The following is an 11,441-nucleotide window of genomic DNA, read 5'->3' as shown; positions in this document are numbered from 1 at the left end:
GGATATCGAACCTATTTTAGCAGTTAAAAACCTGAATATTGATCAAGGTGGGAAAGCCCTTTGGCGGGACTTTAGTTTTTCCCTTGCGCCGAATGAACGCCTCGGTATCTCTGCACCCAGCGGTTTTGGTAAAACAACGCTTGGTCGCGTTTTAGCACAGTGGCAAGCACCTTCTAATGGTTCGATTCTATTCACGGGAAAGCCACTTTCTAAGCAAGGTTATTGCCCCATTCAACTTGTTCCCCAGCACCCTGAAAAAAGTTTTAATCCCTACCGGACGGTAGGGGCGAGTTTACGTGATGCTTGGCAACCTGACTCAGACTGGCTTGAACGCTTTTCTATCAAACCACAATGGTTGGAGAGGCGGCCTACTGAGTTATCTGGAGGGGAGCTGGCGCGGATTGCATTGTTACGGGCTCTTGACCCACGAACACAAATTTTAATTGCGGATGAAATTACTGCGCAGTTAGATGCGCACTTACAAAAAGAGATTTGGCAGTTTTTAATTCAGCTTTCAGAAGCACGCCCCTTAGGAATGATTATTTTTAGTCATAACAAAGCGTTACTTGAAAAAGTTTGTACATCTGTCTTAACCCTTGAAGGGGGAAATGCCGCCACGTGATAGACGGCGGCTTGAATATATGTAAACTACGCGCTTTCGGGTAAGTCTGACTTGCGGATGATGCTATCAACGATACCAAACAAGTAATCTACATTGGGTCGACAACCAATGCCGTGTGATACACCTTCAGTATAATTTGATGCAGCAATAACGGTACGCATTTGCCACGGAGATAATATTGCCCCTTGTTTTTTCGCGTAATCTTGAATTAACGCTAATGCACCTGAGCATAATGGTGTAGCGCTGGATGTACCCGAATAATTATTTGAATAATTGCGGTTGTTCCCTGGTAATTTTTGTAATGAGCCATAACCTGTTGTGGTGACACTCCAGTCTCCCCAAGAATTCACAAAGGCAACTTCTGGGTTATAGTTCGAGAAATAAGCTCGTGTTCCGTTTTGGTGGTTACAAGCACCCACTAAAATACTGCCACTATCACCGAAATCCTGCATCACGCCAGGTTCACTTAAATCCAATCCGCCATTGCCCGCCGCAAGGATAACTGTTGCACCTTTATCCACGATAATTTTCATACGTTCCCACCAGCTACGTATTGCAGTGGCAGGGAGCAGTTTTCCTCCAACACTAAACTGTATATCTAGGCTGACAATATCACCAGGCTGCACATGATTGACGATTAAATCTAGGTCACCTGTGTCATAGAAGTAAAATTGGCAGTGATGGGCAATACCTGTAACACCAAATTTATTGAGCGTTGCTACGATACAGCCTGTTGATGCAGTGCCATGATTACAGTCTTCACTTTCTGGGCGGCTATTCACCACAACGATATTTGAGTCGATTAAATCCTCATGGTTTCGGTAGACACCAAAGTCTAAGTGACGTACGACTGCGGATGAACCATTAATATTTTTTGCCCATGCATCGCGGATGTTCATCCCTTTGGGCGCATCAAGGTAAGTTTGTCTTGGTGTAAAATCAGGGGTAATAAAATCGTCACTTTCGCTTTTAATATCGTCAAGTTGCTCAGGGTTTACGGGCAGTTCTGGGGCCAGATACCCTGTGGTATCTGGAGTGACGGAACAATACTCGACATAATCTAAACTCTCTATTTGTTCCGCTAGCTCAACTAAGATTTCAAATTTACCGTCTCCATGGAACGTAAAATAATCATATTCATTTAATGTGTCATAAATTAATGACCTTTTTAATTCTAAAGTCGGGAGCTTTGAGTAAAAAGTTAAATCTTGTTTTATTTTATCATAATTTTTCTTTTTTGCTTTTATATCTAAATAATAATTAGAAATACCAGCTATTTTTTGATTGATTGTTTTTTCTTTAGTGGTGGTTTTAATTTTGTTTTTTCTTTCACCTTCGCTGATATGAAAATAAATTTCCTTTGATTGGATGTTTGCTGTGTTTTCAGCCTCCAGGCTAATCTCTACACGATAGTGACCTGATTTATCGATAGAAAATAAATGACTTTCACCTGTGGTTTCGGTTTTTTCTATGATTTCATCATTTAAAAGCAAATTAATTGATAATAATTTATTTTCTTTATTATTGAATTCAACAAAAATCCCATTGGTATAAATATCAATGAATTTGAAAATTTTAATATTCATGGTTTCTCTTTTAATTAAATTAGTATATGGAATGAATTATTTTGAAAATAAAAATGCATTTAAATACGAGTGATTATTTAAAATAAAAAAGGTATTTATGACAATGTTAATAATTGGCTTGAATTTAATATAAATTGATATTTATATTTTTAATAAGGCTGAATTTATTTTCAGTTTTGACAAATGTTATAGGGAAACGGTTTTCTTTCACTTATTTTTTATCTTCAAATAAAAATGATAAACATTGTTAATACTAAGGTGAATATATGTCTTATCAATTAAATTACCTCACTGCATTGTGCGATGTAGTCCCACAACGGGAAATCGCTATTTCATTTACCTGACATTATCCACCGCTGTGATGTCCAGCACAGGGCCGATGACCTTATTATCCCCAAAAGGGTTGATTTATGATGAAGGTCTATTGGGGGCAATGAAAATTATTCGTAATGCATTAAAAAAAGAAAATCGCCCGCAATTTTTACGTATGTTCCGCCATTTTCGACAAAACCGTGGAAAGCTAAATTACATTGCCGTGGTCAGTGTGAAATGAAATAAGGAATGCGCACTCATGTGCGCAAGGATGCGCTGAAAACGTTACCTAACACAAATAACCTTTTAATTCATTACTGTAATGATAATAATTCTTATATTGAACGTGATTATCAGTTACTATTGCGAATAGTTTTTCCGCAATATAGTTAGCGGTGATTTAATCATGTGTCGTTATTGGTTCTGGCGCTGATAACGATGGTATCAATAATTATATTTAAAGGTTTTAACTCAATGAAAATAAAACATCTTTTTATTCTCTCCCCTTGCTTGCTACCTTTTATATCCCCCTCGGTATTGGCCGCTGATAACAAAGAAGAGAAAATTACAGTCTCTGCAACCCGTGGCTACAAATCAGTTTCAGAAATGGCACAAACCACTTGGGTCATTGATAACGCCGAAATTGAGCAGCAAGCAGAGGGTGGGAAAGAGTTAAAGGATATTTTATCGCAGTTAATTCCAGGAATGAGCGTGAGCGGCCAAGGCCGTACAAACTACGGGATGAATATGCGTGGTCGCTCAATGATAGTGATGGTGGACGGGGTACGCCTTAACTCCTCACGTAGTGACAGTCGCCAGTTAGATTCGATTGATCCTTTTAATATCAATCATATTGAAGTCATTTCTGGTGCGACTGCGATGTACGGTGGCGGCAGTAGCGGTGGTTTAATTAATATCGTGACAAAAAAAGGCCAAGAAGAAAAACAAGTTTCCCTGCAATTAGGTGGGAAAACAGGTTTTAATAACGGGAAAGATCATGATGAAAATGTCGCGGCAGCAGTGAGCGGTGGTAATGAAAATGCGTATGGTCGTATTTCTGTCGCCTATCAACGCTATGGTGGCTGGTATGATGGTAAAGGCGACGCGATTAATATTGATAATACCCAAACAGGGTTACAGTTTTCCGATCGTCTCGATGTGATGGCATCAGGCTCCGTAAAAATAAATGAAACACAACAGATTCAAGCGACCTATCAGCACTATAAAAGCGAGTCTGATGGTAAGCATGGCCTATATTTAGGCAAAGATTTTTCTGCAGTGAAGGGGGATGGTAAGGCCTATAACAGTGGTAAATTAAGTTCAGACCGCTTACCAGGCACTGAGCGTAACTTGCTTAATTTACAGTATTCAAATGCAGATATGTTTGGGCAAGATTTTGTTGCTCAGGTCTACTACCGTGATGAATCACAAAAATTTTACCCGTTCCCAACGTTAACAGGAAAAGAGGTTTCGAGTATCAGTTCCTCTGATCAACAAACCAATTTCTATGGCGCTAAGCTGACATTTAATAGTCAACCCCTTGATGAATTGACGCTAACTTATGGTGTCGATGCGGAGCACGAGCAATTTCGTGCAAACCAAATGTTTTTTGATTTGGAGCGTGCAAAAGAATCAGGGGGAATGGATCTCACCAAAGCGTTCCAAATTGGCCGCTACCCAAGCTATACCACCACAAACATGGCGACATTTTTACAAAGCAGCTATGACATCACGCCGATGTTTACCTTAAGCGGTGGTGTGCGTTACCAATATACTGAAAACAAAGTGGATGATTTTGTTGGTTATGCACAGCAAGAAGCTATTGCGAATGGCAATGGTAAATCCGCAGATGCCGTACCTGGTGGGAAAACCGATTATAACAATTTACTGTTTAACGCAGGGTTGCTGGTTAACCTAACTGAAGAGCAACAAACGTGGTTTAATTTCTCCCAAGGTTTTGAAATTCCTGATATTGCGAAATACTACGGGACAGGTAAATATTCTCCGACTCCAGATGCGAATGGCCATTGGAATTTAGAAAATAGCGTGAATATCAATGATACTAAAGTCAAAGGGATCAAAGTTAACTCGTTTGAGTTAGGCTGGCGCTACACTGGTGAAAACTTGCGTACCCAAGTTGCCACTTATTATTCCCTGTCTGATAGAAGCTATGGTATTAATAAAGATGACATGACCATTTACATGAAGACCGATAAGCGCCGCATTTATGGGGTAGAAGGTGCCATTGATTACTTCTTTGACGACTCCGACTGGTATGTGGGGAGTAACTTCAACCTGCAAAAATCGGAAACCAAAGTCAATGGTAGCTGGGAAAAATGGAGCGTGGACTTTGCCAGCCCATCTAAAGTTAACGCTTATGTAGGGTGGGAGCCGAATGATTGGTCATTGCGCTTACAGAGCCAGCAAACATTTAACCTAACTGATGCCGCAGGTAAAAAGCTGGATGGTTATAATACCGTTGATTTATTAGGTAGTTATATGCTACCCGTCGGTAAAGTGAGTTTTGCGGTTGAAAACTTACTGGATAAAAACTACTCCACTATTTGGGGACAGCGTGCGCAGGGGCTATACAGTCCGAAATACGGCGCGCCAAACCTTTATGACTATAAAGGGCGTGGCAGAACCTTTGCACTTAACTACAGCGTGACGTTCTAATTTGCTGCTTTAGTCGATGACAAAGCCACTTAATGGTGGCTTTATTTATTCAGAATTAATTAAATTTAAAGTAAAAGGTACCCCATGAAATTATTTCTCACAGGGTTATTGTGCTTACTGAGCTTCTGGGGGCAGGCAAAAACGCCAACAGTGATCACTGACTTACAAGACCGTAAAGTGACGGTTAATCTTCCCGTTGAAAAATTATTTTTAGTGGATAGTCGTGATATTTTGCCAATAGATATCGCTGCGGGCAAATCGGGGATTTCTCGTATTACGGGATGGAGTGATTCATTAACGCAGTATGCCCCTGATTTAAAAGAAGCCTATTTTAGTGTATTGCCTGAATTAGAAAAAATTCCAACCTTGAAGAAAACCCGTGAAGCGGGGCTGCAAGTTGAAAAGCTGATTGAGCTTGCTCCTGAAGTGATTATTATGCATAAAGCCAATTACGGTGCGATGCGTGATAGCCAAATTCTACCGCAGCTTGAGGCGGCAGGAATTCAGGTGATATTTATCGATTTTCGAATGGATATTGTCAAAAACACCCCAAAAAGTATTTTGTTATTGGGAGAGCTATTAGGTACACAAGAACGTTCTGCACAGTTTGCGGCGCTATACCAAGAAAAATTGTCAGCGATAGAATCCCAACTGACAGAGCCATTTCCTTCTGTACTCATTGAAGCCAATGCGGGCTTATTTGCAGATAACTGTTGCCAATTATATGGGCGTTCAGGTTATGGTGTTTTAGCGTCTTTAGCGGGGGGAAATAACCTTGTAGCAGACAGTTTCCCAGCAAAAGGGGCTGATAGTTCGATTGAGAATATTATTACATTAAACCCTGATTTTTATTTTTTAACTGGAGCTGATTGGCATAATTTTAACCGCCGTTCAATTGCTGTCAGGTTAGGATACCGTGCAAACAAATCAGATGCACAGAAGCAACTGGCGGTATTATTAGATAGACAAGGGATATCTTCATTAACGTCGGTAAAAGAAAAACGTGTAATGGCGATTTACCACAATTTTTATAATAACCCAATGAACATATTTGCCATTGAAGCTATGGCAAAATTTATGCACCCCGAAAGGTTCAGTACATTAAACCCTGAACAAAACTTAACTGATTTCCAACAACAATTTACCCAGTTGCGCACTGATGGCGTATTTTGGGTGACATTGTCGTTAAAATAAATATCCTAACTTTTTGTTGGCTCAGTTAGCTAACAAAAAGTTAGATTCAGAACTTTATTATCTCTAGGTTATTTTTCCTTTAAAATCCTTGTAGTATCAAGCCTCCCGTAATTTTTCTTAAAATGCTATTATTTCTGTTAGAAAAAATAGCAGAATTTTTGTTAGCTAAAATCAAGATATAGATCACAAATTACTCAAATCTCGATTGAGTCTCCATAATGATCTAACTAATATTTAGTTAGGCTTAAAATAAGTTTGGTAGAAAATGAAAATAATCCAAGACAACTTTGAAATGTTATTGGCTGTGATGAAAGGTATTGCAGGTCAATTTGGTGAGAATTGTGAGGTGGTATTGCATGACCATAGTAAAGGTCTTGAAAGCAGCATCGTTGCGATTATCAATGGGCATGTCACTAAGCGAAAAGTGGGCGACCCAAGTAGTAATTTAGGGCTTGAAGTGTTACGTGGAACAGATGTGGATGGTGATAAGTACAATTATTTCACCCAAACAAAAGACGGGAAAATGTTACGTTCAACATCCATCTATTTACGTGACGAAAATGGCAAAGTGTCTGGGGCTCTTTGTATTAACCAAGATATATCAGAGTTTATTGCTGCGGAAAAAGCCATTCAGGGGATCACCCAGAGAAACAGTGTTGAGCAAGATCCAATCAAAGAAGTGTTTGTGACAGACGTAAATGAAATTTTGGATCATCTAATTCAGGAATGCATGCAAGTTATAAAAGTACCTGTTATCAACATGACGAAAAAAGAAAAAATGGATGCCATTAAATTCTTTGATGATAGAGGTGCTTTTTTAATTAAAAAAGCAGGCGAGAAAATTTGTGAGTTTTTAAATATTTCCAAATATACCCTTTATACCTATTTGGGCGAATTAAAAGGGGAAGACAATAATGAAGAATAAGAGAGGTTTTTATGCCAATTACGCCTTATGTTGCGTTGGATTTACAGCAACTTGAAAAAAATGTCAGGGGCATGACAGGCAAGTTAACACAGCAGGGAATCGAACATTGGCCACATATCAAAACACACAAATCAGTAGAGTTGGCTAAGTTTGAAATACAATGTGGCGCTAAAGGGATAACTTGTGCCACATTGCATGAAGCAACCATCATGGCAAAAGGTGGGATAGAAAATATTCTTTTAGCTTACCCCATGGTTGGAGAAGAAAAATGCCAACAGTTTGTTGAGTTAGCAAAGTACGTTAATTTAAGGACTATTGTTGATAGTGTAAAAGGTGCGAAGCAATTATCATCCGCGGCGACTCAAGGAAATGAAATTGTCGAAGTTTATATTGCGGTAGATTATGGTGCACATCGTGAAGGTATCCAACTTGAAGATTTAGAGCCATTTGCATTAGAAATACAAAAACTATCCAATTTAAAAATAATAGGTGTGTTTACTTATGCGGGTACTATTTACCAATATCGCACAGAACCTGAAATTCGCAAAGCCGCAAAAGCGGAGGCTGAGCTTCTGTTATTATGTCAAAAAAGGCTAGAAGCGATTGGTATTGATATTCAACGTACATCTGGTGGTTCAACGCTCTCATCTTTTTATGCGGATGAATTAAAAGGGATTACAGAATCGAGAGCGGGTAATTTTATTTTCGGTGATATGAATGCGATTTATGGGGGGATTTATACACCGAAAGATTGTGCATTAACCATCCGAACAACAATAGTTAGTATTCCTGTTCCTGGTTATGCAACAGTTGATGCAGGAACGAAAACATTAACTTCAGATCAATCTGCAGAAGCTGGGTTTGGTTATATTGTAGAAGACCCAAATATTAAATTAGTTAAACTCAATGAAGAGCATGGTTATCTTCGTTATGATCCAGAGATAGTAAAATTAAATATCGGAGATATATTAAATATTATTCCAAACCATAGCTGTGTTATTCCAAACTTAACAAATAAAATATACGCATTAAATAATAATGAAATAGACCATATTATTACACCAGACGCACGATATTAATTATCGGAGAATAAAATGTATAAATTAAATAGTCAGCAACAAAATGAGTTGCTTGAGCTTCTTTGCGCCTTAATTAAGCATAAGTCTGAAAATCCACCAGGAGAAGAACAGCAGGTTGCTGAATTTATATATCATTATTTTAAACAAGAAAATATTGATGTTGAGATGCAAGAAGTTGCTCCTGGTAGGCCAAATGTTATTGCCCATTTGAAGGGAACAGGAAAAGGGAAACATCTTTTATTTAACGGACATATTGATGTGGTTCCTTGTGGCTGTGGTTGGAGTACTGAACCTTTTGAACCCGTAATTAAAGATGGCAAAGTATTCGGTCGTGGTGCCGCTGATATGAAATCAGGGGTTGCCGCTATGATGTATGCTGCGACTTTATTAAAGCGCAACCAAGATGTATTTTCAGGGGATTTAACGTTAGTTTTTAATGTTGACGAAGAAAGAATTAATCTGGGTATGTTGCACTATATTAAAGATGGAGTTAGTGCTGATTACGCCATCATTGGCGAGCCAACCTCACTTGATGTTTGTATTGCGCATAAAGGAGTCAGTCGTTATAACCTGAGCACAAAAGGAACTGCGGGGCATGCAGCAAAAACACGGTATCCAGATAGTGCAATTTCTAAAATGGCAAAGATACTACCAGCATTAGAACAACATCGTGCTTCTGTTGAAGAAATAGAGCATCAATTGTTAGGTAAGGCTTCCATGATTATTACCACGATCAATGGGGGAACAGCACCAAATATTGTACCTCAACATTGTGATATTGAAATTGATAGGCGTTTAGTTCCAGGAGAAGATAAACATAAGATTGAGCAAAAAATTCACCAAGCAATTGCGGAATATAACCAAGGTGAAGAAGTTGAATATCATTTAGATAATTACTTGTTTATTCCTGCATCAGATATTCCTGTTGACCATGAACTCACTCAGGTAGCCTTAGAAACAGTCAGTCGTTTTGCAGAAAAAACAGTACAGCCACAGATATTTGAAGCAACATGTGAAGCACCTTTTTTCTCTGTGACGAGCAAAATTCCAACACTAATTATAGGGCCTGGGGGCTTAGCTCAAGCACATGTTAAGGATGAGTTTGTTGAAATAAGCGAATTGTACCTTGCAGCAGAAATTTATTATGACATGGCAAATATATTGCTAAATAAATAGGAATAATTAATGAATATTGAAAAGAAACTAGAAGAAAAAGGAATTACATTAGCCACACCAGGGGCTCCTAAGTTTTCATATGTTTCAATTAAGCAATATGGCGATTTACTTTATACATCAGGGCATGACTGTCAAAAAGAGGGCAAATTACTTTATTCAGGAACACTGGGAAAAGATCTCTCAGTGGAGGAAGGAAAAGAAGCTGCTAAGCAATGTATTATCAATATATTTTCATCATTGAAAGCTTATTTAGGTGATCTAGATAAAATTGATGAATGTATTAAGTTACTCGGATTTGTACAAAGCGCAGATAATTTTAAAAATCAGCCTCAAGTTATGAATGGGGCTTCAGATTTTTTAATTGAAATACTTGGAGATAAAGGTAAGCATGCGCGTTCAGCAATAGGCACAAATACATTGCCTTTTGATACGCCAGTAGAAATAGAACTGATATTAAAATTAAAGTCGTAAATAATAGATAAAAAATAAAGATTATTAATAAAATAAATCTGCGGAGTAAATATTATTCCGCAGGGTCCTGTTACGTCTTAAAGGTACTTAATTATGTCACTACATGCGAGTAAAAGACTAAAGCGCTGGCAATTTATTGCGCTCACATTCTTGCTGATAGCAGGTATCATTAACTTTTTAGATAGAGCATCTCTTTCTATTGCAAACTCTACAATAAGTAAAGAATTAGGATTTAGTGCAACACAAATGGGGCTGCTATTGTCAGTCTTCTCGTTTGGTTATGCATTATGCCAGTTGCCAATAGGCATGGTCATGGAACGTTTTGGTGTTAAAAAAATCTATGGTTTTGGCTTATTTTTATGGTCGTTAGCTCAGACTGTTACAGGCTTATTATCATCATTTACTCACTTAATCATTGCGCGTGTTTTCTTAGGTATTGGTGAAGCACCTCATCTACCAACAGGCGTTAAAGTTGTTAATGACTGGTATAATATTCGTGAGCGTGGTTTACCAATGGGGATTGTTAATATGTCCTCTACACTCGCACAAGCATTAGCTCCACCATTATTAATTGCGTTAATGCTAGCGTTTGGGTGGCGTACCATGTTTATTATTATTGGTATCAGCGGTATCATTCTTTCAATCCTATGGTTCATTTTCTATCGTAACCGTGAGCAATTAGATTTAACTGAAGAAGAATTAAGTTATTTAAATGATGGGGCTCCGCCTTCATCATCCAATAAAGTTTCTTTTAAAGAATGGGCATCTTTATTTAAACAACGCTCATTATGGGGAATGATTATCGGTTTTAATGGTGTGGGTTACATGGTTTGGTTATATTTAACTTGGTTGCCTGCATATTTAGAGAGTTCACGTGGTTTAAGCCTAGAAAAAACAGGTTGGGTTGCTGCTATACCGTTTTTATTTGGTGCATTAGGTATGTTAGTGAATGGTGTTGTTGCAGACTATGTTGTTAAACGTGGCGCAGATAAAATGAAAAGCCGTAAATGGATGATTTGTTTAGGGCTATTATCTGCAGCAATATTTACATTACCCGCGGCATATACAGACAGCACTTTCTCAGCAGTTGCATGCATTAGTATGGCGCTGTTTTCTATTCACTTTGCTGGGACATCTGCGTGGGGACTCATTTTAGTTTCGGTTCCTTCACGTCTAATTACTTCTGTTAGTGGGATTCAGAATTTCGGTGGCTTTATTGGTGGTTCATTTGCACCGATTGTCACAGGTATTATTGTTGACCAAACACACTCATTTACGCTGGCATTAGTTGTATGTGCAACAGTGGCATTTTTAGCATCGTTGGTTTATTTCTTCTTTGTGAATGAACCTATTAAAGATCCAGCTGAGATGCAGCTACAGAATGCTTAAGTTTTAAGGGG

General features: G+C 38.3%; 10 protein-coding genes. 9 read left to right on the top strand and 1 reads right to left on the bottom strand.

The annotated features are described in order from the left end of the window. The first annotated feature begins 13 nt into the window (after positions 1-13). The gene (locus PSF27_RS13850) at positions 14-622 is read left to right on the top strand and encodes an ATP-binding cassette domain-containing protein (RefSeq protein ID WP_206083806.1); all 609 of its coding nucleotides are present in this window, start codon (positions 14-16) and stop codon (positions 620-622) included. A 26-nt stretch (positions 623-648) separates the two neighbouring features. Here PSF27_RS13850 and PSF27_RS13845 read toward each other — a convergent pair whose 3' ends face one another. Next, positions 649-2,208, bottom strand: coding sequence for a S8 family serine peptidase (locus PSF27_RS13845; protein ID WP_272681694.1), 1,560 nt, complete (start codon positions 2,206-2,208; stop codon positions 649-651). Positions 2,209-2,506: 298 nt separating this feature from the next. On the opposite strand from PSF27_RS13845, the gene PSF27_RS13840 reads away from it, so the two are divergent. The 8 genes from PSF27_RS13840 to PSF27_RS13805 all read left to right on the top strand — a co-directional run bounded on the left by PSF27_RS13840 (position 2,507) and on the right by PSF27_RS13805 (position 11,430). Next, positions 2,507-2,761, top strand: a complete 255-nt coding sequence (locus tag PSF27_RS13840) for a hypothetical protein (protein WP_442958950.1) — start codon at positions 2,507-2,509, stop codon at positions 2,759-2,761. Positions 2,762-2,994: 233 nt separating this feature from the next. Then, positions 2,995-5,196, top strand: coding sequence for a TonB-dependent siderophore receptor (locus tag PSF27_RS13835; RefSeq protein ID WP_272681693.1), 2,202 nt, complete (start codon positions 2,995-2,997; stop codon positions 5,194-5,196). Between the two features lie 84 nt (positions 5,197-5,280). After that, complete coding sequence (locus tag PSF27_RS13830) at positions 5,281-6,390, top strand: ABC transporter substrate-binding protein (RefSeq protein ID WP_272681692.1); 1,110 nt, start codon at positions 5,281-5,283, stop codon at positions 6,388-6,390. Positions 6,391-6,655: 265 nt separating this feature from the next. Further along, entirely contained in the window at positions 6,656-7,315 is a 660-nt protein-coding gene (locus tag PSF27_RS13825; protein WP_206083670.1) for a helix-turn-helix transcriptional regulator, read from the top strand. 11 nt (positions 7,316-7,326) lie between these two features. After that, the gene (locus PSF27_RS13820) at positions 7,327-8,394 is read left to right on the top strand and encodes an alanine racemase (protein ID WP_206083671.1); all 1,068 of its coding nucleotides are present in this window, start codon (positions 7,327-7,329) and stop codon (positions 8,392-8,394) included. A 15-nt stretch (positions 8,395-8,409) separates the two neighbouring features. Further along, complete coding sequence (locus PSF27_RS13815) at positions 8,410-9,570, top strand: M20 family metallopeptidase (RefSeq protein WP_272681691.1); 1,161 nt, start codon at positions 8,410-8,412, stop codon at positions 9,568-9,570. A gap of 9 nt (positions 9,571-9,579) precedes the next feature. Continuing rightward, the gene (locus PSF27_RS13810; RefSeq protein WP_272681690.1) at positions 9,580-10,041 is read left to right on the top strand and encodes a RidA family protein; all 462 of its coding nucleotides are present in this window, start codon (positions 9,580-9,582) and stop codon (positions 10,039-10,041) included. Positions 10,042-10,134: 93 nt separating this feature from the next. Then, complete coding sequence (locus PSF27_RS13805; RefSeq protein ID WP_206083674.1) at positions 10,135-11,430, top strand: MFS transporter; 1,296 nt, start codon at positions 10,135-10,137, stop codon at positions 11,428-11,430. Positions 11,431-11,441 lie beyond the last annotated feature (11 nt).

The organism is Providencia sp. PROV129 (assembly GCF_028482245.1).
GTDB classification, from domain to species: Bacteria; Pseudomonadota; Gammaproteobacteria; order Enterobacterales; family Enterobacteriaceae; genus Providencia; species Providencia vermicola.
This window is presented reverse-complemented; position numbering and strand designations above follow the sequence as displayed.

Coding starts and splice junctions, on each gene's coding strand:
- PSF27_RS13845 (WP_272681694.1), bottom strand. CDS start 2,208: ATGAATATTAAAATTTTCAAATTCATTGATATTTATACCAATGGGATT.
- PSF27_RS13835 (WP_272681693.1), top strand. CDS start 2,995: ATGAAAATAAAACATCTTTTTATTCTCTCCCCTTGCTTGCTACCTTTT.
- PSF27_RS13830 (WP_272681692.1), top strand. CDS start 5,281: ATGAAATTATTTCTCACAGGGTTATTGTGCTTACTGAGCTTCTGGGGG.
- PSF27_RS13825 (WP_206083670.1), top strand. CDS start 6,656: ATGAAAATAATCCAAGACAACTTTGAAATGTTATTGGCTGTGATGAAA.
- PSF27_RS13820 (WP_206083671.1), top strand. CDS start 7,327: ATGCCAATTACGCCTTATGTTGCGTTGGATTTACAGCAACTTGAAAAA.
- PSF27_RS13815 (WP_272681691.1), top strand. CDS start 8,410: ATGTATAAATTAAATAGTCAGCAACAAAATGAGTTGCTTGAGCTTCTT.
- PSF27_RS13810 (WP_272681690.1), top strand. CDS start 9,580: ATGAATATTGAAAAGAAACTAGAAGAAAAAGGAATTACATTAGCCACA.
- PSF27_RS13805 (WP_206083674.1), top strand. CDS start 10,135: ATGTCACTACATGCGAGTAAAAGACTAAAGCGCTGGCAATTTATTGCG.